Consider the following 24,281-nt stretch of genomic DNA (forward strand, 5'->3'; position numbering starts at 1 on the left):
GAATGATTCAATGAATTATAAAGTGAAGTTCGAACATGTTACAAAAAAATATAAGATGTACAAAAAGTCTTCTGATAAGTTAAAAGACTTATTTTTTAAGAGTGAAGATGGTGAGTACCATTATGCGTTAAATAATATATCATTTGAGGTTCCAGAGGGAGAAATTGTTGGAATTATAGGTTTAAATGGTTCTGGTAAGAGTACATTATCAAATTTAATTGCGGGCGTGACAATTCCAAATAAAGGAAAAGTGAATGTTAATGGTTCAGCAGCACTAATTGCTATTTCTTCAGGGCTAAATAACCAACTAACAGGGATTGAGAATATTGAGTTAAAAGGTTTAATGATGGGACTTACGAAAGAGCAGATTCGAGAAATTACGCCTAAGGTTATTGAATTTGCTGATATTGGAAAATTTATATATCAACCTGTTAAAACATATTCAAGTGGGATGAAGTCAAGGATTGGGTTTGCTATTTCGGTTCATATTAATCCAGATATTTTAGTAATTGATGAGGCGCTTTCGGTTGGGGATCAGACATTTACTCAAAAGTGTTTAGATAAAATGAATGAATTTAAAGAGAAGGGGAAAACTATCTTCTTTATTAGTCATTCGCTTTCTCAAGTACAAAATTTCTGTACAAAAGCCCTTTGGCTACATTATGGTCAGGTAAAAGAGTACGGCGATGTAAAAGAAGTGGTTGGTAATTATGGGGGATTTTTGAAACGGTATAATCAAATGAATGCAGAAGAAAGGAGGAAATTAAGGGAAGAACAGACTTTGCAATTTCAACATGGCTTACTACAGGAACAACAATTTAAAGTACCAAAGGGCTATTATAGAAGGAAATCAAATTTTCATAAAGTAAAAAAGAAAAATTTTATAATTTTAGGTGTTTGCATAGCCGTTGTTGTAGGAATGTTGACAACAGGAACTTATTATAAGGATTTAATTCCAGTCAACAAAGGTAATAGAGAGATAGGAAAGACTGTTTCAAGTAAGATGGAGACTGAGGATAAGCGAGTAGCAAAAGCAAAGAAAAAAGAAGAGAAATATATAGTAACAAGCAATGAAATTAGTATTCGTAAAGAAGCAAGTAAAAGTAGTGAGCGCATAGTTATAGCAAACTTTGGAGATATCTTTACTATATCTGATCGTAGTAAAAAGGATGCGGAAGCAAATAATGAATGGGTACAAGTTAAATTGCTAAGTGGTGAAACGGGATGGATGAGTGCACAATATATTACACCATTTACACAACAGAAAAGTACAATTGAAGATTCGAAATTAGATGATTTACTTTCGTTGCTAAAGCGTGTGTATGGGGCACAATTTCAGAATGCACCTTCTTATTTAGGAAAGACAGAAAATGAGTTGCAGACAACATATCCGAATGCATTAAATCCATTACAGACAGTAGCAGGAAAAAGAATTATTAAAGATGGAAATATTCAATTTGGCATTTTAAAAGAGAATGTAGTAGATGTTACGTTCCAAAATATCTCACTATCTGTTAAAAAGCTTCATGAGTTATTAGGAAAAGAAGGTATAAGCAATAAGGAAGAAAATAATTACTTCTATGAAACCAATAGTTATTATATTGCTGCACGTTCAGATCAAACACATATGGAGATTCAATCTATAGCAATTATGAAGAAATGATTGTATTTTTCTTTAGAGATTTATCTTTCTTAGTAATAAAGATAAATCTCTTTTTTATGAGGTATGTGAGAAGACAATAGTTAAGTATTACAAGTTGAATTATATTGTTCCGCCATCTTGTTAGCGATGGCATTTGCTAACTTTTTTATTATTCAGTAATGAATTTGAGTCAATATTTTGGACAAAAAAAATTAAGTTTATGCTACCTCTTTAGCTGGATCTTCTATTGCTTGGGGAGTTTTATAACCAATGCTACTATGAATTCTCTTGCGGTTATACTATCCCTCGATGTATTGAAATAGTGTCAATTTGGCTTGTTCAAATGTAATATATTTTGTAAAATATACTTCTTCTTTATTTAAAATAGCATGAAACGACTCGATACATGCAATATCTTGCTGAAATAAGATTTGATTATATAATTTGTAAGTAAGCTTTAAAATTCCTGACTTGTATATTATGTTCCTAAGCCAGTATGTAGAATGAGATCCTTTGGTGGCTTTTGTGTATAGTAAGCGTTCTCTAACGCTTTTACCACAAGATTTGTTTTTATATTTCGTGAAAATGAATACCCAACTATTTTTTAGAATACAAATCCACCAAAGACGCTAGGTAACACCAACTATCTTTTGGTATATGAATATAGGTGATATCCGCTACCCACTCTTCATTGTAGTTGTAAAGAAATTTTGTTTTAATAGATTTGTCCGCTTCTCTACAGTTGACTCTGATGAATGTGGTTTGTATTTTTTTAAGATAATGGAACGGATATATTTTTTTGAGCCGCCCTACACGTCTTATACTTAATGGTAATCCTTGCTCTAAAAGTGGTTGTTGAATCTTTGTCGTACCATAACGTGCTCTGCTATCTTGATGAATTTGTTTAATTTTTGGGGTTAATTCTTTATTTTCTCGCGAATATGGCCATAGCCTTTTTTAATATTTCATTTTCTTTTTTTAACGAAGCATTTCTTTTTTCATTCGTTTTAAATCTTCTAGCGTCGCTTCTTCTTTATCAACTGATGTGATAAGAAAATGTGTTTTTATTCATTTATAAACTTTTATTTCTGATACGCTATACTTACTGCTTCATTCTTTTACAGATCGCCTTGAACGATATGATTTAACCATTTTTTTGAATTTTTCATTAGATTTTTTTATTATCATATGGAAACTTCCTCCTTGAAATTGATTGTAGGAAGGAAGCATCCATATGACTATACTAACTTCATTAGCGGTATAAGGACTTGCCTTAAATATATAATCGAATGCTGTATTTTTTATTAAAATTATAATTTCAAAATATAACATTTAAGAAAACGGAAGGAAAATAAAGAAATATATACTAAAAACAAGAAATAAATAGAAAAACGAGTGTAAATTGGATTTTTCTTTCTTATTTTTGTCATATATAATAAATTGTGAATACGACACTTAAGGCAACCAATGTTTTGGTACATATATTGCCTTTCCCTAACTTGGGCACACACTCCTTTCTACCTCCGTGTCAGCTGTAATTATTTTTATTATAAGAAGCTTGTTATTGAGAGAAGAGTGTGTGCATTTTTTTTGAAATCAATGGCGTTTCTTTTTTTATAATGACAAACCACTGGCAAAATGGGATAATAACATATATCCTAGTGGTAAGACCAATATGGAAGAAGGAGCGATATTTTCATGTTAAATATAGAACAAATTAAAGAAATCATTCCGCACCGTTACCCATTCTTGCTAGTTGATAAAGTACTAGAAGTAGAAGAGGGAAAGCGCGCAGTTGGTATTAAAAATGTATCTGCAAATGAAGAATTCTTTAATGGGCATTTTCCTGACTATGCAGTCATGCCGGGAGTGTTAATTGTGGAAGCATTGGCTCAAGTCGGAGCAATTGCGATATTAAAGAAAGAAGAAAATCGTGGACGCCTTGCTTTCTTTGGAGGTATTGATCATTGCCGTTTTAAAAAGCAAGTACGCCCAGGAGATCAACTCCGATTAGAAGTAGAAATGACACGCGTACGCGGTCCAATTGGAAAAGGAAAAGCTGTTGCAACAGTAGATGGCGAAATTGCTTGTGAAGCAGAAATTACATTTGCTCTTGGAGAAAAGAAGGAATAAGAGATAATAATAAATTTAAATAGACGAATAACGAAAAATATTTTTGTTATTCGTCTATTTTTTTAGATGAAACTATTAGTGTAGTGGAAGAGGAATGTTTTGAGGTTAAATGATAAAAAGGCAAATATATCGTATAATAGGTATGGTCTTAAATTTGGGGACTGAATCCTTATAATTATGGAGTTATTGTTGGTTAAAGAAAGAAAGGTGAAAGAATGAAAAAGAAGATTTTATTATGGATATTAGGAGTTATAGGAATCATGATTATAGGCGGAGGAATTTATGCCTACAACATTTATTCCTCAGTTTCAAAAACATTAGATGAAGTTCATAAACCCTTAAAACGTGACGAAAACAATAAACAGGAAGAAAAAATTAGTAAATCTAAACCTATTTCAATTTTATTACTAGGAGCAGATGAGCGTGGAGCTGATAAAGGGCGTTCAGACTCTCTTATGGTTATTACACTCAATCCACAAACGAACTCTATGAAAACGCTAAGTATTCCTCGTGATACGTACACAGAGATTGTGGGAAAAGGAAAGAAAGATAAGATTAACCATGCTTATGCGTTCGGTGGAGTAGATATGTCTGTTGCGACAGTAGAGAAGTTCTTAAACATTCCTATTAACTACTATATAGAAGTGAACATGGAAGGATTTAAGGATATTGTTGATGCGGTTGATGGAGTAGATGTAAATAATGATTTAGAATTTACACAGGATAAGCATCATTTTGCGAAAGGAAACATCCACTTAACAGGTGATGAGGCTCTAGCTTATACACGTATGCGTAAAGCGGATCCACGTGGGGACTTTGGGCGTCAAATGCGTCAGCGCCAAGTGATGCAAGCGGTTGTTAAAAAAGGAGCAAGCTTCTCTTCACTTACAAGCTATGGTGATGTGCTAAATGCGATTCAAAAGAACGTGAAGACGAATTTAACACAGGATCAAATGTTTGATATGCAGAAAAACTATAAAGATTGTTTGAAAAATAGCGAGGATATTCAAATCCCAGGTGATGGACATAAAGCTGCTGATGGTATTTGGTACTATTATGTTACAGATCATGCAAAACAAGAGTTAACAAATAAATTAAAAGCGCATCTTGAATTAACACAATGATGAAAAAAGAGAAGCGATCATCGACAAAATATGTTCGATGATCGCCTCTCTTTTTTTGTAGGATATTTGCTATACTAAAATATGCGATGAAAGGAGGAGACAGATGAAAATTCTCGTGGTGGATGATGAATCGAGCATTCGGAATTTGATTCGGATGCAGCTGGAGATCGAAGGATATGAGGTACTGACGGCAGCTAGTGGGAAAGAGGCGCTAGAGAGATGGGAAGATGGGCCGGATGTGCTCATTTTAGATGTGATGCTTCCGGATACGGATGGGTATGAGTTGCTTCGTTTGTTTCGGGAGAGGGACCATGATATTCCGGTGCTGATGTTGACAGCGAAGAGTCAGATGAATGATAAGTTGCTTGGGCTTCAGCTTGGCGCTGATGATTATGTGACGAAGCCATTTAATTATGCCGAGCTCATTCTTCGAGTGAAGAATATGGCGCGGCGTGTGACGAAGAGGGAAGTGCCTCAGAATCATGAGGTGATTCGTGCTGGCGAGATTGTCGTTTGTCCAAAGGAACGGAAGGTGCATGTGAATGGAGAGGAAGTGCAGCTGACGTACCGGGAGTTTAATTTATGTAAGTTGTTTGTTTCGAATCCGCAGCGCGTATTTATGAGGGATGAATTGCTTGAGAAGGTGTGGGGCTTTGAGTATATCGGAAATACAAGAGCGGTGGATATTATGGTGCAGCGCCTGAGAAAGAAACTTAAGGCGAGCGGTGAGCATATTAAGACAATTTACGGCGTTGGATATAAGCTGGATTGTTAGGTGATGAGATGTCGTTAAAACGAAATATGGTGTTTGGCATTGTCGGATTGTTGATTCCGATTCTTTGTCTTTTATATACAGTGATTTATATTGCGCTTGAGAAGAATATGTATCGTAATGCAGCGGCTTCTTTAGAGAAGTTAAGTGTAGAAGCGCAAATGTATACGATGAATTATGTAGAGAAGGAAGCAGAAGTCGAGAAAATTGGACAGAGCTCTCTTCTAGTTGCTTCTTATTTAGCAAAGCGCATGGATGTTCGCGTTCAGATGATCGGGAGAAATGGAGATGTTGTGGCAGATACGGAGAAAGGGGCATTGCTTCATAAGAACGTCGATATTGAGAAGTCATTACAAGGAAAGAAAGCGTATGTGTTTGAAGAGAATGAACCAGCGCCGCTCCTTTTATTTTCAAGTCCAGTTTATTATGGAAACGATGTCATTGGCTCCATTCGCTTTATTAGTGAGCTGAAGGATGAGAAAGAGATTTTAACAAATGTGAGCTGGACGTTTTTGGTGACATCGCTTTGTTTAGTTGCAGGAGGAATTTTCTTTGCGATTCGATTAGCGAATTCACTTCATAAGCCAATTGATCAGTTAAGACAAATGGCGCAGCGACTCGCAAATGGTGATTATCAAAGTAAGATTGAGCTGAGTGAATATGTGGAAATTGCGCAGCTTTCTGCGTCTTTTAATGCGATGGCGGATGGGATTGAGCTTCATATTTCACAGCTGAAGGAAGAGAAAGAAAAGCAAAAGGACTTTTTAGATCGAATTACGCATGAGTTAAAAACACCTCTTACAGCGATTATTGGATATGTAGATTTAATTCCAAAGCTAAAGGAAAGGGAAGATATAAAGGAAAGTCTCCGTTATATTTCGGTGGAAAGTCAGCGATTATTATCGCTTGTGGAGGAACTCCTGCAATCTTCAAAATATGGCACGAGTACGTTTGAAGTGTCGCCAACGATTGTGAATATAAGGGAGTTAGCAGACGAAGCCATTTCCATTGTTACGCCGCGCTTACAGCAATTTGAGATTAAGGCGATGAATGAGTTATCGGAAATACATGTTGTGGCGGATTTTGATAAGACAAAGCAAATCTTCTTAAATGTGCTTGATAATGCGATTAAGTATAGCGATGCTTCAAAGGTAAGTTTGAATGTTACGATGAATGAACGGGAAGCAAACGTAATGATTTATGATGACGGAATTGGCATGGATGAAGAAGTACTAGCTGAATGGAATCGTTCTTCAAAAGGGACAAAGCTTACTTCTAGTTATGGAAATGGTTATGGCTTATCCATTTGCCAAGAGATTATGAATAAGCAAGGCGGAAGTATGCAGATTAAAAGCAGCGCGGAAGAGGGAACGATTGTGACGCTGACATTTTTATTGCCAAGGCACATGGAAGATATAAAAAGTTTGAAAGCGGTTGAATGATACATTTATGAAACAATTATGCGATATTTTCGAAACAACGTTTTTTTATCTTGGAGGTAGGCAGAAATGAAAAGGCTATCATTTCAAATTCTTTTCTTTGTCTTTTGTATAATCGCTTCTCTCATATTGTTTTATGTGTTAGAAGAACAGTTATATAACCGCGTTACAATTGTGGATGACAAAGAAGCCGTTTTAGAAAAATCGAATGAATCCCTTCCAACTGAAGTGAGAGTAAAGCATGAGAAGTGGGGAGAAGTCGTTGTAACGGATGAAGTTCGTCTACATGCGATTGTTTCATTCTTCGATCGAATGAAAGTACAGCAAACGGAAGCGAAGATCCAGGAACAAGTATTTACTGGAGAAGTAACGTACTTGAATGGACATAAGCTTACTTTTGCAGTAGGTGACTTGTTCCAGTATGGGGCCGAAGTATACGGGAAGAAAGGTATGGATACGATGGTTTCCGCGTTTCAAACGTATTTATTAAGCCTTTATTATACGCCGGAGATGATTCACCATTTCTTTGCATCGGCGCAAGAAGTTGTGGTAAGGCAAGGCGAAAGAGTGCGTACGATGGATCTTCCGCCGATTTTGGATTCGATTCGGCAGGCAAAGCAAATGACAGATTATGGAGAAATTCAGAAGTTATTGCAATCGCAGAATGAACCGATTGCTTATGTGACCGCTTATCACAGAGGAAAGCGCGTTACGAATGATCGCGAGGATATATTGACGATTTCTGTCTATCCTTCGTACTTCGTTGTGCAATATCTTGGTGATAATAATGGGAATGTCATGTATATGAAAGGCTCCCTAGCTGATTTGCTTGTAAAGGAGAATGTTTTATGAGAAAGATAGCCTTTTTTCTTTTCTTGCTTGTAATAGGAGGAGCGATGTCTAGTTGCTCTCGAGATACAACCTCTATTCCATATTATAAAAATGGTCTTCCGAATTTAAAGGACCGTCATCTTGTTGCGTATGTAGCGGCTCGTGAAGAAGTAGGTGAAGCACTTCTTTCATCATTTTGTAAGCCGCGCGGGTGTACGTATGAGTTTATTCGTTTGTCGACAGAAGAGATCCTGCGGAGAGTAGAAGAGGAATCGAAAAGTCCGAAGGCGGATATTATTATTGGCGGTACACTAGATGCGCATCAAACGATGAAGCGAAAAAAGCTATCAATTCCAGTTACAAGTCAGCATGCAAGTCGTCTTTCTACAGCTGTTAAAGATAAAGATGACTTTTGGTATGGCTATGAAGTAGAACAACTTGCGATTATGGTGAATAAGGAGCGGTGGAATGAGGAAATTGCGCCCCTCGGACTTTCTTATCCGAAGGAGTGGAAAGATTTATTACACCCTGCCTATGCCCAGAAAATTGTCATGCCGAATCCAAATATTTCAGGAACTGCCTACACGTTGTTCCAATCATTTATTGATACATTTGGTGAAGAAGAAGCAAAAGGGTATGTGAAGAACCTTGCCCATCAAGTTGCGAAAGTGACAATCAATGGATATATGCCGGCTGAGTATGTAGCAAGTGGGGAATATTTGATCGGAATTAACTTTATAGGAGATCAGCGAATGCTTCAAAAACAGGGCTTTCCAATTGTAAGTCAAGTGCCGGGGCAGACAGGGTTATCTGTTAACGCCGTTTCGAAACTAAAAGATGCACCAAGTGGTATTATAGCGGATTTATTTATTGATTATTGTTTATCGGAAGAAGCGGGGCATATTTTAGAGAAAGTTTCGTTTGGCGTACCGACTATGCTTGCGAAGAATCAGAAAGAAATAGAAGGTCAGCCTGTTAGAAGAACAAATAAAGATATATCAAATAGTGGTCTTATCGAGATTTGGAATAGACAGCGTCTCTCTCAAAGTAGATAAAGGAGAAGATGGTATGTTTAAGTGGTTAAAGCCAGCACCAATTATAGAACGATTACCAGCGGATATGATTGATAAAGTATACACACTGTTACGTATCCGTGTGTTAATTGGGATTTCAGTTGGATATGCAGCGTATTATTTAGTTCGTAGTAACTTTACGTTATCAAGTACGTATTTAATGAAAGAATACGGTTTTAGCGCCTCTCAAATTGGATTATTAGGTTCAGTGATGGCAATTGTCTATGGATTTAGTAAATTCTTTATGGGAAACTTGTCGGATAAAGCTTTTGCGCAGCGATTTATCGCAGTTGGTTTATTCTTATCAGGGCTTGTAAATATTTGCTTTGGTTTTGCGAATTCATTTGGATTAATTATTACGTTACTTGTACTGAACGGTATTGTACAAGGTATGGGGGCACCACCTTGTAGTATTGTTATGACAAAGTGGTTCTCAAAGAAAGAGCGCGGTACAAAGACAGGGATTTGGAATATTTCACATAACGTCGGCGGAATGCTTGTACCACCACTTGTTGGTATCGGTGTAGGTATTTTCGGTGAAAGTCATTGGCAAGGCGGCGTCTTTATTTTCCCAGCGATTATTGCGATGGTAATTGCTGTTCTTGTTTGGATCAATGCGAAGGATACACCAGAATCTGCTGGTCTTCCGCCAATTGATGAATATCGTAATGACTATGAAAATCTTGAAAAAGCAGATAATGCAAACAAAATGTCACCAAAAGAGATTTTGATGAAATATGTTGTGAAAAATAAATTTGTTTGGTACTTATGTATTGCAAATGCATTCGTATACTTAATTCGCTTTGGTGTTATTAACTGGGTACCAATTTACTTAACGACTGTAAAAGGATTTACGCAAGCGCAGTCTCATGCAGCGTATTCTATTTTTGAAGGAATGGCAATTCCAAGTTCCTTACTAGTTGGTTTTTTAAGTGATAAATTATTTAAAGGAAAACGTATGCCGCTATGTGTAATTAGTATGGCGGGTGTTGTTATCGGAACGCTTGTATATTGGCAAGCAACTAGCATGCTTGTTGTAAGTATTGCCGTTTCTGTTATCGGTTGCTTAATTTATGTACCACAGTTCTTAATTGGTTTAAGTGCAATGGAATTAGTACCGAAATTTGCAGTAGGTACAACAGTTGGTATGTGCGGTCTATTTGCTTATGTAGGAGGAAGCTTAACAGCGAACTTAATCATCGGTTTCATCGTTGATCACTCTGGTTGGGATGGTTGCTTTATCTTACTACTTGCAGGTGGTATTCTATCAACATTATTCCTATTAATCGTACAACTTGGACACGAAAGAAAAAGTCCAGCAAACAAAACAGCATAATGATGTATAGAAAAGAGCAATCCAAAAACGAACTGTTTTTGGATTGCTCTTTTTATAATGGTGTAAGATTTATATGAATGAATATGACTCTACTCGTGAATTTTTAAGTTATATTTCATTCTTAGCGTATATAGGCTGACTTAGTAATAAGCAGACATGTTATGGCCTTTCCATTCATAGTAATCTAGAATACCCGCATAGATGGCTTCAGCTGCGCGTTGTCTCCACTCAGGTGAAGCTAATTTTTTTCCGTCTGCTTCATTATCTACAAAGCCAAGCTCTGTTAATACAGCTGGCATTGTATTTTCGCGAAGGACGTATAAATTTCCTACTTTTGTACCTCTGTCACGCGTTTTAAGAGCTGCTATCAGACGGTTTTGAATTTTTTCAGCGAGTACACGACTATCACTTACATATGGATTTGCTTCTTTTGTTGGAGCTTTGTAGTAGAAAGTTTCTGTACCATGTGCGTTACCGTTGAAACCATTTGCATGAATACTTACAAAGATATCACCTTTATTTTTTTGAGCAAATTCCACTCGTTTTGCTAGAGAGTCTTTTGAATTGTTTCCTGGTCTTGAATGTGCATCACGTGTCAGCAGTGCAGTAAACGGTGTTTTTTGAGCAAATAGTTTTTGCACGCGTACTGCTGTGTCATATACAACTGGGCTTTCATTCATATAAATTCCTTTATGGCCGCCATCGATCCCGCCATGACCTGGATCAATAATAATTGCTTTTCCTTCTAAGAAATTATTTTGTTTGTCTTGTTTATTTTGTTTATCTTGTTTATTTTGAGGGGTTAATTGATTTTTATCTACCCATTGGAAACCAGCATTTGTACGAATACGAATCCAACTTCCCTTTTCCTCAATAACAGTTACTGTTTGCGCAGTATATGTACCTAATACTCTAGATGAATGCGATGCTTCTTGATACGTGGTAAATGTACGATGAATCGTTTCTTTCTTTTCATGTAACGGTGTCCATTTTTCTCCTTTAGACGTTACAATCTTTAGCCAACCATCTGTACGCTGTTCTTTTACCACGATGATTTGCGGTGCATGCTGATTCGCTGTAATCCCTGAGGATAAGGATGGCTGGTGATATGTAATGAAATATCTGTTCATATACATTCTTTTTGCTGTGTCTGCTTTTTTCATATCTGTTTGTGCAATAAATTGCGCTGCTTCTGCACGAGTCACAATACCACGTGGTTTCCAGCCGTCACCAGTACCTTTTGAGATTTCTAGTGCAACTAATGTATTCGCCAACTTTTCGCCCCAATGTCCTTTTAAATCACTAAACTGCGTTGGTAAATCACCAATAATTTTATTGTTTAATTTATAAGCTTCAACAAGCATAGAGGCCATAGAAGCACGATCAATGTGTTTAGACGGGTTAAAGTTACCGCTCCCATCTCCTTTAATGACACCAGCTTTCTCAACCGCTGCAATATACGGAGCTGCCCAATGATTTTTCGCATCCTGGAACGACGGTTTTGCTTCTTTGTTAACCTGTAAACCTAGTACCATAGCCATTAACTTTGCTGCTGAACCACGGTCAATTTGTTCAGATGGTGAAAACGTTCCATCTGGTTTTCCATCAAGTGCTTTTTTCTCCACTAAGTAGTTAACGGATTGTTTCGCCCAGTCTGGTACATCTGGAAAGGTCTTTTTTGCTGCTGAAGTACTTGCTGGAGAAATGAGTAAGTTCGCTGCCAAAATTCCTACTGTAAGTTTTGCTGTAATTCCCTTATAGTTCACTTGATTCGCTTCCTTTCTAAAATATTAGTAAATGTATTTTGTTATATTGTAATAGTTGCGGTAAATCTATTTTTTATTATCTTCTATAAATTGATAGATAAAAAGAGAGAAAAGTTCCTTTAATAAAGGGAGATTCATGCAATGAGCTGGAACTGAGGAAACTTACATATCAAAAGATTCCCCCCATGCATAGATGAAGAAAACCTCTGTTTTATGATCTACCTTTCAAGCATATAAGTGTTTCATGGCTTCTACATATAAACTTAATGTATACTTTACAAATTCTTCAAAAATAAATGTTAAAATTTAGTAGGATATGAAAGGCAAATTATATGTATAAAGGAGATGCAGGCGTTGGGGATTTTTGTATCGGAAGTTGAGACGTTCTATTTTTGTTCAGCAACTGTCACAGAAGAGGATTGTACATTTGATTTTGTCGTTCGTAGCACACCGGTTGGGATTTCAATTTGTTTCGTGGAGAATGGTTATGAGGATGAGTGGTTTCCGATGAATGTGGAGACTTATTTAAGAGTAAATGAAGGGATGTTTCCAAATGAGAAAGCAAAAGAAGAGTTCCGGAGACAATTAAAGAGTGAAACAGGCTGGATGCTTGATAAACAAGGGGAAAGCGAAGGGTGTACGATTCAAAGAGCAATGAATGCTGCTGAATATGAAGCCTTTCAGCTTGTGAAAAGGAATATACCTAAAAAAATGAGAAAAGATGATTCGAGATTTTTAGTGGAAGATGAGCCGAGAAATCATCTTTTTAAAAATCGCTCAGGTCACCTTATGTAAGGTGACTTTTTTACGCGATTCTTCCTTAAAACTTGCTTAAATGATAAGATGTCATATTTCTAAACATTACTATTTTTGTTACAATAGAATTGTTAGTGTAAAACTTTGTAAAAAAAGCGTAATAGTAGGAGAGGGTTCATTGCGTTTTTCTGAAAGTTTTGTATAATGATACGATTATTATATCAATATAAAAAGGAGAGAAAATATGTTACCAAACACGGTTCGTACTCCAAACAAAAAAAAGAAATGGATTATCATTGGGGTTATTGCATTAATTGTTGTCGTTGCAGCGATTAACATTTTCGTCATGCAAAATAAGAAGAAGGGCGAGGCGAAGGCGGATGCTGTTAGTTTCGAAAAAGTAACAGAGCGTAAGCTAAATAATACGAAACTAATTGCAGGACAAGTAAAGCCCGGAAATATTGAAAGTTTCTATGCAGATCCAACAAAAGGGAAAGTGAAAGATATTGCAGTAAAAGAAGGGCAAGAAGTTGAAAAGGGAACGAAGTTATTCTCTTATGATAATGAAGAAATCAATTTACAAATGAAACAAGTCGAGCTTGAGCAAAAAATGGCAACGATGCGTTATGATCAAGCGAAGAAGAAAATAGATTCATTGAAGAAAGAGATTAAGAAAGCGAAAGATAGCGGCGCTGGAAAAGAAGTGACAGAGCCGATGGAAGAGCAAGTAAGTGAATTAGAATTACAGCAAAAAACAACGGATCTTGAAAAAGAAAAAGGTCAGTTGCAGGTAGAAGAATTACAGAAAAAACAGAAAGAACTTACGATTTATAGCAATTTTGCAGGTGTTGTGCAAAAGCTAGATAAAGATGCAGCACAAAGTTCCGCACAAGCGATGGGTGGGCAAGGAAAAGCGTTTTTACAAATTGCTTCTAAAGATCCATTCCAAATTCAAGGAACATTAACTGAGCTTCAAAAATCACAAATTCAAAAAGATCAAACATTTACTGTAACAGCAAAAGCAAACAGTAAGAAAAAATGGACAGGTAAGATTATAGAGGTAAGTGAGTTCCCAACAAGTGCAGAGATGGCACAAGCGGCAGGAGCGGGTGAAGCGACTCAAAGTATGTCTCAATATACATATAAAGCAAGTCTTGATAGTCAAGATGGTTTATCTCCAGGTTATCATGTGTCACTTCAAGTAAATTTAGAAAATAAGAAAATGATTGCTGTTCCGACTAAGAGCATTGTTGAAAAAGGTGACGACGCATTTGTATACATAGAAGAAAAAGGAAAGCTTCGTAAGCAAAATGTGAAGAAAGGGTCTACTGATGGAGACTGGACAGAAGTTCTTGAAGGCGTAACAGTGGGACAAAAGGTGGTTAAAAATCCTTCCGACAAAGTGTATGACGGAATGGAAGTGAAAGAAAAATGATTACACTAAATAATATTCAAAAAACGTATTATCAAGGAAAATTGGCAGTACCCATTTTACACGGCATTAGTTTAACGATTCAAAATGGTGAATTTGTATCGATTATGGGCCCGTCTGGTTCTGGTAAATCGACACTTATGAATATTATTGGTTGTTTAGATCGTCCGACAGAAGGTGAATATATGTTGAACGATGTGAATATCTTAACAGCAGACGAGTCAAAACTTGCTCTCATTCGCAATGAGTATATTGGCTTTGTCTTTCAACATTTTAACTTATTGCCGCGTCTTTCAGCGGTGGAAAATGTTGAGCTTCCACTCGTGTACGGTGGTGTGAAGAAAGCTGAGCGTCGTAAGCGTGCCCTTGAGGCCCTTAGCAAGGTAGGATTAGCAGATCGAGTGCACCATTTACCGAATGAATTGTCAGGTGGACAAAAGCAGCGTGTCGCAATTGCAAGGGCAATTGCGAATGACCCAACGTTTATTATGGCCGATGAGCCAACGGGTGCTCTTGATACGAAATCTGGCGAACAAGTGATGGATATCTTCACAAAATTAAATGCAGAAGGTACAACAATTGTTATGGTTACACATGAAGAAGAAGTAGCGGCATATTCTTCACGCCGCATTGTGCTGCGAGATGGAAAAATTACAGAAGATAGAAGGTGTGCGGTATGAGTTTATTAGATAGTATAAAAATCGCCCTATCTTCTATCCTAGCGCATAAACTTCGTTCCGCACTTACGATGCTTGGTATTATTATCGGTGTCGGTTCTATTATTACCGTTGTTGCCATTGGGCAGGGCGGGGAAGCGATGTTAAAGTCGAAAATTGCGGGTTCTGGTAATAACTTGATGCCGATTCACTTTGTTCCTGATATCAATGATCCATTTGGGGCAGAACAAGAAGCACCGAAAATTACAGATGAAGATATTTTTGAAGTGAAAAATATTAAAGAAGTTTCACATGTCATTACAACGAATAATACGATGGAACCACTTGAGATGAATGATAAAAAAGAAATGGTTACAGTTATAGGGCTAGACAGCGAATACTTTTCGGTCAATAAAGTAAAGGTTGTGAAAGGGCGCTCGTTAAATGAAGCGGATATTTCACAAGGAAATAACGCGGTCATGATTAGTACAAAGACAGAAGAAGTATTATTCAAAGATGAAAATCCTGTTGGGAAAATTCTCGAGATGAAAGGTCAGCCAATGCAAGTTATTGGTGTATATAAAACCGATAATGAAATTATGGGATTTGAAAATTCAGAAGTGTTAATTCCGATTACATTGTGGCCAATCTTATATGGAACAGATGAAATTCAAAGTATTGCGATTCAATCTAAAAACGTAGATGACCTAGAAGAAGCAGGTAAAAAGGCTGTTGAAGTATTAAATAGTCGTAAGCCAAGTGAAAGTTCAGGTAAGTATGAGATGTTGAACTTAAAAGAATTCCAAGAAGGAGTTTCTAAAGTAACCAATATCATGACAATGATTATTGGAGGAATCGCTGGTATTTCTCTAGTTGTTGGTGGTATTGGTGTGATGAACATTATGCTTGTATCTGTCACAGAGCGTACGCGTGAAATTGGTATACGTAAGGCGCTTGGAGCAACGCGCAGCAAAATTTTGCTACAATTCTTAATTGAAGCTGTTATGTTAACGTTGCTTGGTGGATTAATTGGGATTTGTCTTGGCTATGGCGGGGCATATATTGTTTCTACATTCGCGAAATGGCCACCGCTTGTCTCATGGGAAGTTGTCGTTGGCGGCGTCGTATTCTCCATGACACTCGGTATCATTTTCGGATTAATTCCGGCGAACAAGGCTGCGAAATTAGACCCAATTGAAGCACTTCGTTACGAGTAGTTTGCTAGTGTAGTAGAGAGGTACTCTCTACTACACATATATTGTTCTAGTGGGCGGTTCGTAGTCTCTTAAGTAGAGAAGGTGAACCGCCCGGTAGAACGGGTGATATACATTATAAGGAGGCGTTACAATGGAGCCAAATATTAATACGCAAGATGTAAGTGGGAAAAAGCCATCATTATTCGGAATGATTACATCTCCTAGCGTACAGTTTGAACGAATGAAAACGAAGAGTCCGGTTTGGGGAGCATTCTTTCTTTTCGTTATCATAACGGCGATTGTAGCTAGTGTTACTACGTATCAAGCGATGACTAGTCCAGAAGTATTGGCAAATGTTCCGGATCCAGAAGCTGCTAAAATGGCAGGGTATTTTGGGATTGGACTTGGAGCTATCGGAGGAATAATTGGTACAGCATTTTGGTTTTTTGTTGCAGCAGGGGTTTATAAAATTATTATGATGTTTATGAGCAATGATACACCATATATGAAGGTATTATCTATTTACTTATATACGTATACCATTGCAATTTTAGGAGCTATTGTAAATCTTATTTTAAAATTGATAATTGGTGGATCTGCAGAAACTTCTTACACAAGTTTAGCACCTTTATTTGAACCAGGTACGTATCTTCATGGTGCTGCTTCAGCGTTTGAGGTTTTCAATATTTGGGGATTAGTTGTTATGGGATTAGGGTTACAAATTGTAGCAGGATTAAGCAAGAAACAAGCAACAATACTGATTGTAATCTTCTTTATCCTTTCTGTTGCATTTAGTAGTTTAAGTGGTATTGGTTCTAGCTTCTCTAACTTAGGTCAATAAGATTATGAAAGCGGCTCTTTTTAGGGTCGCTTTTTTTATTTGCACTTACTTCATATAGCGGTATGGAAATTTCAAATTTAGCTTGTCTAAATTTGAAATTTGCGAGATAGAACTTGAAATAACCTGCCATGAAATTCCCTTTTTCTTTTTATATTGTAAAAGTACCGCGGAATAACAAAAAGGTATACCTTTTAGAAATGGGTATGAGATGAAGCCGGTCACTTTTACTGAGGCAGTTACTTTGTATGAGAAAATGATTAAGAATCAAATGAAGCGGCTCTGTTTATATAAGGATTATGAGGAGTTTTATCAGTGCGGTTTAATTGGATTATGGAGGGCATATGAAAGATATGAGGAAGAGAAAGGAAGTTTTTCGAATTATGCATTTGTGACAGTGCGTGGGTATTTACTAGAGAAATTAAAGAAGGAGAATCGATTTCAAACATACCACACTTGCTTTGAACAAGAGCATTTAGAACATGTATGTGGAGTAGTAGAGGGATCATCGGAGGTTCACGAGTATATGAGTTTGTTAAATGAACGGGAAAAGTATGTGATTACCGAATCTTTTTTTGGGGGAAAGACCATGAATGAAATTGCAGACGAGATGGAGTTAACGTACTATCAAGTGAGGTGGATATATCGGCAGGCGCTCAAAAAGATGCGTACAGAGGTGTAGTGGGCAGAAAGTGGAGGCAGGTTAAACAGACTGACTCCACTTTCGTATCCATTTTAAAAATCGTTATGAAAATCTTCAAGCATCATTTGAGCTAAAAGATTACCAGCTTTTCTCCATTGTAATTTCATTTGATAAGCACTAATGGAGAGAGTGGTACTGTCTCCATTGCAAAAATATACGATAGCCCGGTTGTTAGCACCTTTTTCTATGTATGCGATGTTTTTATAAAATAACCATGTGCAGTCCCAAGTATGAGGAGAATGAGTAGGAATGGCGCAGATGAAACGGCGGTGATCAATAGGAATTGGTGTGTTTTGATATAATTTCCATTTTGCAACGATTGCCTTTCGTCTTCCCTCGTATGTAGAATAATTGTGTGAGATAATGAGTTCCTTTATGATTTCAAACGGTGTTTTTGGTGAGTAAAAAATTTCATCCGTAGTATAGATTTGAGTGCGAAAAAAAAGATCCCTATGCGGTAACAGCATCATTATCATATTCGAAATAGTATGAATCTTTGCTATCTCCAGCAATGGAAGACCTCCTTTAAAATTAAGATGGTTTACACATTTTATAATAAAGACCAAATATAAAATTAGATTTAAAATAATGTAAAAAATTGTAAAGTTATAGAGATTTTTAGAGAATTTCTTCTATAATCATTTTTATAATTTGCATCGCTTGGACATATATATGAGAATAGAAAGTGTTAGGCGGGTGATAAACGTATGAAAAAGAAATATATCATTGCGGCTCTCATTGTTCTTTTGTTTGTTTATTTAGCCAATAGTAATCCGAGCAAAGGAGAATATACAGAGTGGGCAGCAAAGCAATTTATGAATCGAAATGATATTAGTAAAAAGCTTACAGAAGTTGAAAAAGAGGATCCAGATGGATTGATCGGGGAACTTGCAACAATCGGTAAGAAATTAGCGAACAAATATGTACAACCTCAAGTAGGAGTGTTAATTGATCATTATACAAAACGAAATGATTATCTGTTCTTCTCGACGTATACAACGGAGTTTACGCTTGGAAAGGAACAGTATAAATATGTTTCAGTTGGCTTTTCCCATATTTTCATTCCAATTGAAATGCCGAAGAAAAAAGACGAAGCCGCAGCGTAAGGCAGCTTCGTCTTTTTTGTATTAAGGAGCAATATTTACTTCTGTTACTGTCTTTTCAACAAGTCGTGCTCCTTTTTTTTGTGCATTTTCTCCAAGTGATAAGAAGATGGAAGAAGAAAGAATTGTATCCATCACTTGACCAATGGTTTGCTCATTGACAGGCGTAACGGGATGATCGAGAGAGAAAACAACCGTTTTCCCATCTTCTTTCGAAAAAATTAATTCTAGCGTTTGCATAAGTTATACCTCCTTTATAGGTTTGAAAGATCAGCTGTGCTGACAACTTGTACAGCGTGAAGTTTTAATTCTTGTAAGGAAGAAAGCGCGCGTGCAACGTCATGTACTTTTTCTAAATCAGCGTTTGGCTTAACTTGTTTCAACTGTTTGTTTTTAAATACTGTTTTTCCATTTTTGTCTAGACCAGCGTTTAGAACAAGTCGTAAAGTTAAATCCGTTACAATTGTTTCCACTGCCATGTTCTCACCCCCTTTTCACCATATATATAGGAGGTAATAGTAAGATTTTGGCGTGAATTTTTTTATTTTTTTTGGTACGCTTAGGAGAAGAAGAGAGGGGTTACAAAAATGAAGAGAAAGTGGTTATTTTGGATTCCCGTTTTATTATGGATGGGAATTATTTTTTATTCTTCAGCACAACCGTATAAGAAGCAAGATATGCGTTCAGATATTGAGCAGTACGTGAATGTGGAGTTTGTGAAAGAGCACTTTTCATGGGTATCGATTGATTATGGCGGAGGAACCCCAGTTAGTATTGCGAACAAAGGGGTCGGTGGTTTTATTGAATTTTTCCTTCGCAAAGGTGCCCATTTCATGGTTTTCTTTATGCTTGGTGCATTGACATATTACGCGCTTTATCGCTCTGGTTATTCAAGGAAGCGATCGTTTCTTTTTGCGCTACTTTTTGTTGCTGGTTATGCAACATTTGATGAGATTCATCAGTGGTTTACAGGGGACCGTACACCGATGTGGCAAGATTCCTTGTTAGATACGTGTGGTGGGCTGACAGGTATTCTGATTAGCAATTGGTTTTGGCATAGAAAAAGGAGCTCATCCTATTAAGGATGGCTCCTTTTTCTGTTTTATACGCCAAGAAGTGTTTTCAGTTCGTCTGTAGATAGCTCTGTTATCCAATTGTCGCTTGTGATAACAGCATTGTTGAGCGATTGTTTACGTTCCAGCATTTCATCAATCTTTTCTTCCAGTGTTCCTGTTGTGATCAGTTTATGCACATGGACGAATCGTTTTTGACCGATGCGATAAGCTCGGTCTGTTGCTTGATTTTCTACAGCTGGATTCCACCAGCGATCATAGTGAATGACATGGTTAGCTGCAGTTAAGTTTAGTCCTGTCCCCCCAGCTTTTAAGGATAGAATAAAGATATCATATGTTCTATTTTGGAATTGTTCAATCATTTTATCGCGCTCTTTCTTTGGTACACTTCCATTTAAGTAAAGAACGCGCTGACCAAATGTTTCTTCTAATACAGTCTGTAACATGTGCCCCATCCCGATATATTGTGTGAAAATAAGGCAGCTTTCATTTTGATTCTTTATATTTTCAATTAAATCCATTAATGTTTGCATTTTCATGGAACGCTGTACAATATCTTTTGGTACATCTTCTTTTAAATAGAGAGCAGGATGATTACAAATTTGTTTTAGCTTATTTAGCATAAGTAAAATAAAGCCACGTCTTTCGATTCCATTTAAGTTTTCTACATTTTTTAATGTATCTTGTACAAGTTGTTCATATAGTGATGCTTGCTCACCAGTTAATGGACAGTATGCTTTTTGTTCTTGTTTATCCGGTAAGTTCAATGAGACTGTTTGATCTTGTTTTGTACGACGTAGTAAGAATGGTGAAATGAATCGCTGTACTTGCTGGATTTTGGCTTCATCTCGATCCTTTTCAATCGGTGTAACGAAGCGGCGCTGGAATTGTCCAAGGCTTCCAAGGTATCCATGATTTAAAAAGTCAAAGATCGACCATAGCTCAGCAAGACGATTCTCCATCGGTGTTCCTGTTAACGCAATTTTATGGTTCGCCTTTAAATTGCGAACTGCTTTCGATTGCTTCGTATGTGGATTCTTAATATTTTGTGCTTCATCTAAAATAATAGAATCCCAACATAATGTGCTTAATTCTTCTTCATCAAGTTGCGATAGTGCATAAGAAGTTAGTACAACATCTGCATCTTGTAGAAATTCTTTAAAAGCTTCTCCTTTCGCGCGATTGCTACCATAATGTAATGTTACTTTTAAATGGGGGGCGAAGCGCTCGAATTCTTTCTGCCAATTCCCAAGAACAGATGTTGGTGCAACAATTAAAGCGGGACCTGTTTGAAGCTTGTTTTCTTTTACATAGAGTAAGTAAGTAATTGTTTGGATACTTTTCCCAAGACCCATATCATCTGCCAATAATGCTCCAAATCCAAGCTGGCGTAAATATAATAGCCAACTAACGCCATGTTCTTGATACGGGCGAAGTGTTGCTTGTAAGGAGGATGGTATTTCAATTTTTGGAATGTCACCGATATGCAGCAATTTTTGGAAAAGCTCTTCATAATAGTCATCTAGCTCAATTTCCATATCAGCAAATGGACTCTCTTCTTGGTCCATTTCTATTTCGGCTGAACTAGATAAGTGCTGCTGCAACACATCTTTCATTTCCAGTCCGTATTTGTCCGCATGTTTCATCAGTTTTTTTACTTCTTCAATAAAGGCAGGATCAAGCCTCATCCATTGTCCATTTAAATTGAACAGTCGTTTATTTTGCTCGACAAGTTCAAAAAATTCGCTTTCTGAAAGATCAATTCCTTGTGTAGAAACACGCCAATCAAAATTCACGAGTGTGTTCATACCAAAGAATGATTGTGTTTGCGCTTTATTTTGCTTTAATTGGATGCGCAGTTTTGGTTTCGTTGCTTTTAAATTTTGCCACCAAGATGGTAATAAAATCGTAACACCAGCGGCTAATAATTCATTACTTGCTTCCGTTAAAAAGTTCCAAGCCTCTGTTTCATAGAGTTCATCTCGAAAATGATCCTCTTCTTTCAGCCAGGGAACGAGCTTGCTGAACCCTTCCTGCGTTTCTTTAATTCGGTCTTCATAGCCTTTCCATCTCTTTGGCAATGATTGAGTGTCCGTATATATATAGATGCGATGTGCTCCGCGTTTTGGCGTAAGAATTGTTTCCAATTTCCACATTTCAAAGTCATCATGTGGCTCTTGTAAACGAAGACCGATTGTGAAGGGAAGGTCGTCTTCCATATAACCAATTTTGCGGAGCCAGTCTTCTTCATGAAGTGCCGTCTCTAGTTGTTTTTTTGAAAACTCATAATGCTCATATAATCGCTTCGCATTTTCCCATCCGTCCCCTGAGCGAGTATCTTGTAAAATACTTTCATTAACAGCTTCGGAGAATAAGGTTGCTAGCGTGCGATCTTCAATAGAATGTTTTGCTACCTTCCAGGATGGAGAATGAGCCCATCGCTCCATATCAGGGAGGAAATCTCCGGTTAAAAAGGCATCCCATAGTTCTTTTGCATCTGGCGTTAGTAGGGTAGTTGGTCCATTCCATTGCAGATTGGCAAAGGAGTTCATCGGTTTATTTGCAATGTATTCAAATGCCTGGAGGTTCGTTAAGATAAACCCATGTCGTCCGTCATAACTTGCTTCTTTTAAAAAAGTACCGTAAAAGGAAGTTGAGTGCCATGTAAAGGCATTTTGTCTCCAAGCCACCTCAGATAATGGATGCCCGGTTTCATTCTCTCCCCAAAGGAACCAACCTTGATTGACATATTGGAGCCGAATTGTTACTTCAATTTGTTTGATCATCGATTAATTTTCCTTTCCGCAATTCCTCTTGTAGGGCTCGTAAGCGTGAATGTAAATTGGCAATTTGAATGATGAAGGCACTCCATTCCTCTGTTCGCTTTAGACGTTTATACAGCATGCGTAATTTTTTTAAATAACGAACAGCGCGGCGATAAGACTTTCGATTTCGTTCCTCAATTGCTTGTACTGTGGCAAGATGATAAAGAGGGAGCGCTGCTTCAGGTGCTTCTTTTTCAATTTCTTTTAGCGGCTCCTTCAATAATTCAATGGCCTCAAGACCATGCAGGAGGTGTAATTCCGTCCAGGTGCGATACTGTTTTTTTGCCAATGCATATTGTTCATAATTCGCGAAGCTGTACGGTAATAAATCTTGCAAAATCATTTCCAGCCCAGCTTGTTCATTCATTTGTGTCGCATATGTTTCATACATCATGACAAATAAACGAACGATATCTCTCACAAACATCGTACCGGGTTGCTCTTGGATTGTTTTTTTCACTTGTTTATATGTGAAAGACAGCCAATTTTTTGCACGATCCCACTGCATCGTACTTAGCAATTCCTCTAGCCAATCAAAATAAAGACTAACGACTAACGCGGGTTGTTTTTCTAATCGTTCCATAGCCCCTTCATCATTTCGCTGTAGAAAGAGTAGGTGTGAAGATGCGAGTGCTTTTGAGAGCGGGTGCATCTTTGTATCAATACGTTCCTTCTCTTCCTCAAGGAGAAGGTTCTCTGTTAAGAGTTCTCCCCATATATGACGATAAATAAAGAATCTTTCTTGTGTATAGGAGTCTACTGAGAAGAACATAGTATGTACGAGCTGGGCCGTTTCCTGCAAAATGGGTTTACATTCAGCAGGTGCAGGTTCTGATTTGAAATCTCGTACAATGGACTCCACTTTATCTACAAATAGATGAATGACGTTAACGGGTTGATGATAAGAATAGATTTTTCGTGTTTCAAACTCTTCAATTTCTTCTAATAGTTTTTGAAAAGAATATAGCGCACCATGCAGTTTATATAACTCATGGATCGCAACAACGCGCGGAGCTTTCCGTTCCAATTTCATATAAAAATCTGTAAAAATGCTCATTAGAAAATACATTTGTTTATAAGTAAGACGCGCTTGTTCTTTCTTAAACGTTTCATATTCAGAGTCAAAGTATGAATACCAACTTGTATAATCCGTTTCTGCAAAAGAGGAGGATTGTAGCAGTTGTCGTGCCGTTCGAATGGGTGTCTGCGATGGTTTCGTTTTATTTTTAAATAATTTTAATACATCTCCCACTTTTCCAAAACTAGAAGCAGCTGATAATAAGACGGCAAGCATATGCTCGCATTGTGTTGGTGCGAAACAATCGCAATAACTGTCTGATACATTGCGAATGGGAATATGAACGCTATATATGTTTCTTTCAGCTTCTACCGTTCCTGATAGCGTATACCCATCAAAATCTACATTATAGACAACACCGCTGCGATATAAATGACGAGCATTCGCAACATGTTCTTGATCAGCCGCTTGCTGCGGATCTAATCCTTGAACAAATTCACTTGCAATCATCATAATTTCATCTTTTGTAATTGAATGTTGCAGCATAATTTTCCTCCGTACAAAA

Annotated in this window: 22 protein-coding genes and 1 pseudogene; 16 read left to right on the top strand and 7 right to left on the bottom strand. The window is 37.2% G+C overall.

Annotation, left to right across the window (positions count from 1 at the left end):
* The first annotated feature begins 10 nt into the window (after nucleotides 1–10).
* Nucleotides 11–1,663, top strand: coding sequence for a teichoic acids export ABC transporter ATP-binding subunit TagH (gene tagH / locus MR058_RS15470; protein WP_242144841.1), 1,653 nt, complete (start codon nucleotides 11–13; stop codon nucleotides 1,661–1,663).
* Nucleotides 1,664–1,860: 197 nt separating this feature from the next.
* Here tagH and MR058_RS15475 read toward each other — a convergent pair.
* Nucleotides 1,861–2,830, bottom strand: a pseudogene (locus tag MR058_RS15475) (IS3 family transposase).
* Between the two features lie 510 nt (nucleotides 2,831–3,340).
* On the opposite strand from MR058_RS15475, the gene fabZ reads away from it, so the two are divergent.
* The 7 genes from fabZ to pgtP all read left to right on the top strand — a co-directional run bounded on the left by fabZ (nucleotide 3,341) and on the right by pgtP (nucleotide 10,350).
* Nucleotides 3,341–3,775 carry a 3-hydroxyacyl-ACP dehydratase FabZ gene (gene fabZ / locus MR058_RS15480; protein ID WP_048723522.1) on the top strand — a complete coding sequence of 145 codons (435 nt, stop codon included), beginning with the start codon at nucleotides 3,341–3,343 and terminating at the stop codon, nucleotides 3,773–3,775.
* A 215-nt stretch (nucleotides 3,776–3,990) separates the two neighbouring features.
* Complete coding sequence (tagU, locus tag MR058_RS15485) at nucleotides 3,991–4,899, top strand: polyisoprenyl-teichoic acid--peptidoglycan teichoic acid transferase TagU (protein ID WP_242144842.1); 909 nt, start codon at nucleotides 3,991–3,993, stop codon at nucleotides 4,897–4,899.
* A 103-nt stretch (nucleotides 4,900–5,002) separates the two neighbouring features.
* The gene (locus MR058_RS15490) at nucleotides 5,003–5,674 is read left to right on the top strand and encodes a response regulator transcription factor (protein WP_242144843.1); all 672 of its coding nucleotides are present in this window, start codon (nucleotides 5,003–5,005) and stop codon (nucleotides 5,672–5,674) included.
* An 8-nt stretch (nucleotides 5,675–5,682) separates the two neighbouring features.
* Nucleotides 5,683–7,113 carry a HAMP domain-containing sensor histidine kinase gene (locus MR058_RS15495; protein ID WP_242144844.1) on the top strand — a complete coding sequence of 477 codons (1,431 nt, stop codon included), beginning with the start codon at nucleotides 5,683–5,685 and terminating at the stop codon, nucleotides 7,111–7,113.
* 66 nt (nucleotides 7,114–7,179) lie between these two features.
* A complete protein-coding gene (locus tag MR058_RS15500) occupies nucleotides 7,180–7,962 on the top strand; it encodes a DUF3919 family protein (RefSeq protein ID WP_242144845.1) in 783 nt (260 codons plus the stop codon).
* Nucleotides 7,959–8,996: an ABC transporter substrate-binding protein gene (locus MR058_RS15505; protein ID WP_242144846.1), complete on the top strand. Its 1,038-nt coding sequence runs from the start codon at nucleotides 7,959–7,961 to the stop codon at nucleotides 8,994–8,996. The genes MR058_RS15500 and MR058_RS15505 overlap by 4 nt, the downstream gene beginning before the upstream one ends.
* 13 nt (nucleotides 8,997–9,009) lie before the next feature.
* Nucleotides 9,010–10,350, top strand: a complete 1,341-nt coding sequence (gene pgtP, locus MR058_RS15510) for an MFS transporter (RefSeq protein WP_242144847.1) — start codon at nucleotides 9,010–9,012, stop codon at nucleotides 10,348–10,350.
* A gap of 140 nt (nucleotides 10,351–10,490) precedes the next feature.
* Here pgtP and MR058_RS15515 read toward each other — a convergent pair whose 3' ends face one another.
* Entirely contained in the window at nucleotides 10,491–12,116 is a 1,626-nt protein-coding gene (locus MR058_RS15515; protein ID WP_242144848.1) for an N-acetylmuramoyl-L-alanine amidase, read from the bottom strand.
* A gap of 345 nt (nucleotides 12,117–12,461) precedes the next feature.
* On the opposite strand from MR058_RS15515, the gene MR058_RS15520 reads away from it, so the two are divergent.
* The 6 genes from MR058_RS15520 to MR058_RS15545 all read left to right on the top strand — a co-directional run bounded on the left by MR058_RS15520 (nucleotide 12,462) and on the right by MR058_RS15545 (nucleotide 17,676).
* Entirely contained in the window at nucleotides 12,462–12,911 is a 450-nt protein-coding gene (locus MR058_RS15520; protein ID WP_242144849.1) for a hypothetical protein, read from the top strand.
* A 205-nt stretch (nucleotides 12,912–13,116) separates the two neighbouring features.
* Entirely contained in the window at nucleotides 13,117–14,307 is a 1,191-nt protein-coding gene (locus tag MR058_RS15525) for an efflux RND transporter periplasmic adaptor subunit (RefSeq protein ID WP_242144850.1), read from the top strand.
* Nucleotides 14,304–14,984 carry an ABC transporter ATP-binding protein gene (locus tag MR058_RS15530; RefSeq protein WP_242144851.1) on the top strand — a complete coding sequence of 227 codons (681 nt, stop codon included), beginning with the start codon at nucleotides 14,304–14,306 and terminating at the stop codon, nucleotides 14,982–14,984. Before MR058_RS15525 ends, MR058_RS15530 begins: the two co-directional genes overlap by 4 nt.
* The gene (locus MR058_RS15535; protein WP_242144852.1) at nucleotides 14,981–16,177 is read left to right on the top strand and encodes an ABC transporter permease; all 1,197 of its coding nucleotides are present in this window, start codon (nucleotides 14,981–14,983) and stop codon (nucleotides 16,175–16,177) included. The genes MR058_RS15530 and MR058_RS15535 overlap by 4 nt, the downstream gene beginning before the upstream one ends.
* Before the next feature lie 130 nt (nucleotides 16,178–16,307).
* Nucleotides 16,308–16,997, top strand: a complete 690-nt coding sequence (gene yknW / locus MR058_RS15540) for a YknW family membrane protein (RefSeq protein ID WP_242144853.1) — start codon at nucleotides 16,308–16,310, stop codon at nucleotides 16,995–16,997.
* 208 nt (nucleotides 16,998–17,205) lie between these two features.
* The gene (locus MR058_RS15545) at nucleotides 17,206–17,676 is read left to right on the top strand and encodes a sigma-70 family RNA polymerase sigma factor (RefSeq protein WP_242144854.1); all 471 of its coding nucleotides are present in this window, start codon (nucleotides 17,206–17,208) and stop codon (nucleotides 17,674–17,676) included.
* Between the two features lie 53 nt (nucleotides 17,677–17,729).
* Here MR058_RS15545 and MR058_RS15550 read toward each other — a convergent pair whose 3' ends face one another.
* Nucleotides 17,730–18,209: a competence protein ComK gene (locus MR058_RS15550; protein ID WP_242144855.1), complete on the bottom strand. Its 480-nt coding sequence runs from the start codon at nucleotides 18,207–18,209 to the stop codon at nucleotides 17,730–17,732.
* A 195-nt stretch (nucleotides 18,210–18,404) separates the two neighbouring features.
* Here MR058_RS15550 and MR058_RS15555 point away from each other — a divergent pair, with 195 nt between their 5' ends.
* A complete protein-coding gene (locus MR058_RS15555) occupies nucleotides 18,405–18,803 on the top strand; it encodes a DUF4359 domain-containing protein (RefSeq protein WP_242144856.1) in 399 nt (132 codons plus the stop codon).
* Nucleotides 18,804–18,824: 21 nt separating this feature from the next.
* Here the strand turns inward: MR058_RS15555 and MR058_RS15560 are convergent, their stop codons facing one another.
* Nucleotides 18,825–19,040: a DUF2922 domain-containing protein gene (locus MR058_RS15560; protein WP_242144857.1), complete on the bottom strand. Its 216-nt coding sequence runs from the start codon at nucleotides 19,038–19,040 to the stop codon at nucleotides 18,825–18,827.
* 14 nt (nucleotides 19,041–19,054) lie between these two features.
* Nucleotides 19,055–19,279, bottom strand: a complete 225-nt coding sequence (locus MR058_RS15565; RefSeq protein WP_242144858.1) for a DUF1659 domain-containing protein — start codon at nucleotides 19,277–19,279, stop codon at nucleotides 19,055–19,057.
* A 108-nt stretch (nucleotides 19,280–19,387) separates the two neighbouring features.
* On the opposite strand from MR058_RS15565, the gene MR058_RS15570 reads away from it, so the two are divergent.
* Nucleotides 19,388–19,882, top strand: coding sequence for a VanZ family protein (locus tag MR058_RS15570; protein WP_242144859.1), 495 nt, complete (start codon nucleotides 19,388–19,390; stop codon nucleotides 19,880–19,882).
* Between the two features lie 20 nt (nucleotides 19,883–19,902).
* Here MR058_RS15570 and MR058_RS15575 read toward each other — a convergent pair whose 3' ends face one another.
* Nucleotides 19,903–22,659 carry a DEAD/DEAH box helicase gene (locus MR058_RS15575; protein WP_242144860.1) on the bottom strand — a complete coding sequence of 919 codons (2,757 nt, stop codon included), beginning with the start codon at nucleotides 22,657–22,659 and terminating at the stop codon, nucleotides 19,903–19,905.
* Nucleotides 22,643–24,262, bottom strand: a complete 1,620-nt coding sequence (locus MR058_RS15580; RefSeq protein ID WP_242144861.1) for an SWIM zinc finger family protein — start codon at nucleotides 24,260–24,262, stop codon at nucleotides 22,643–22,645. The genes MR058_RS15575 and MR058_RS15580 overlap by 17 nt, the downstream gene beginning before the upstream one ends.
* Nucleotides 24,263–24,281 lie beyond the last annotated feature (19 nt).

This window comes from Bacillus cereus group sp. BfR-BA-01430 (assembly GCF_022663115.1).
Taxonomy (GTDB): Bacteria; Bacillota; Bacilli; order Bacillales; family Bacillaceae_G; genus Bacillus_A; species Bacillus_A cereus_BD.

What these genes read in the sequence shown, in the direction of transcription:
- tagU (WP_242144842.1), top strand. Translation starts at nt 3,991, where the DNA reads ATGAAAAAGAAGATTTTATTATGGATATTAGGAGTTATAGGAATCATG.
- MR058_RS15560 (WP_242144857.1), bottom strand. Translation starts at nt 19,040, where the DNA reads ATGCAAACGCTAGAATTAATTTTTTCGAAAGAAGATGGGAAAACGGTT.
- MR058_RS15530 (WP_242144851.1), top strand. Translation starts at nt 14,304, where the DNA reads ATGATTACACTAAATAATATTCAAAAAACGTATTATCAAGGAAAATTG.
- yknW (WP_242144853.1), top strand. Translation starts at nt 16,308, where the DNA reads ATGGAGCCAAATATTAATACGCAAGATGTAAGTGGGAAAAAGCCATCA.
- MR058_RS15505 (WP_242144846.1), top strand. Translation starts at nt 7,959, where the DNA reads ATGAGAAAGATAGCCTTTTTTCTTTTCTTGCTTGTAATAGGAGGAGCG.
- MR058_RS15565 (WP_242144858.1), bottom strand. Translation starts at nt 19,279, where the DNA reads ATGGCAGTGGAAACAATTGTAACGGATTTAACTTTACGACTTGTTCTA.
- MR058_RS15580 (WP_242144861.1), bottom strand. Translation starts at nt 24,262, where the DNA reads ATGCTGCAACATTCAATTACAAAAGATGAAATTATGATGATTGCAAGT.
- tagH (WP_242144841.1), top strand. Translation starts at nt 11, where the DNA reads ATGAATTATAAAGTGAAGTTCGAACATGTTACAAAAAAATATAAGATG.
- MR058_RS15495 (WP_242144844.1), top strand. Translation starts at nt 5,683, where the DNA reads ATGTCGTTAAAACGAAATATGGTGTTTGGCATTGTCGGATTGTTGATT.
- MR058_RS15555 (WP_242144856.1), top strand. Translation starts at nt 18,405, where the DNA reads ATGAAAAAGAAATATATCATTGCGGCTCTCATTGTTCTTTTGTTTGTT.
- MR058_RS15525 (WP_242144850.1), top strand. Translation starts at nt 13,117, where the DNA reads ATGTTACCAAACACGGTTCGTACTCCAAACAAAAAAAAGAAATGGATT.
- fabZ (WP_048723522.1), top strand. Translation starts at nt 3,341, where the DNA reads ATGTTAAATATAGAACAAATTAAAGAAATCATTCCGCACCGTTACCCA.
- pgtP (WP_242144847.1), top strand. Translation starts at nt 9,010, where the DNA reads ATGTTTAAGTGGTTAAAGCCAGCACCAATTATAGAACGATTACCAGCG.
- MR058_RS15500 (WP_242144845.1), top strand. Translation starts at nt 7,180, where the DNA reads ATGAAAAGGCTATCATTTCAAATTCTTTTCTTTGTCTTTTGTATAATC.
- MR058_RS15490 (WP_242144843.1), top strand. Translation starts at nt 5,003, where the DNA reads ATGAAAATTCTCGTGGTGGATGATGAATCGAGCATTCGGAATTTGATT.
- MR058_RS15520 (WP_242144849.1), top strand. Translation starts at nt 12,462, where the DNA reads ATGCAGGCGTTGGGGATTTTTGTATCGGAAGTTGAGACGTTCTATTTT.
- MR058_RS15535 (WP_242144852.1), top strand. Translation starts at nt 14,981, where the DNA reads ATGAGTTTATTAGATAGTATAAAAATCGCCCTATCTTCTATCCTAGCG.
- MR058_RS15570 (WP_242144859.1), top strand. Translation starts at nt 19,388, where the DNA reads ATGAAGAGAAAGTGGTTATTTTGGATTCCCGTTTTATTATGGATGGGA.
- MR058_RS15545 (WP_242144854.1), top strand. Translation starts at nt 17,206, where the DNA reads ATGAAGCCGGTCACTTTTACTGAGGCAGTTACTTTGTATGAGAAAATG.
- MR058_RS15575 (WP_242144860.1), bottom strand. Translation starts at nt 22,659, where the DNA reads ATGATCAAACAAATTGAAGTAACAATTCGGCTCCAATATGTCAATCAA.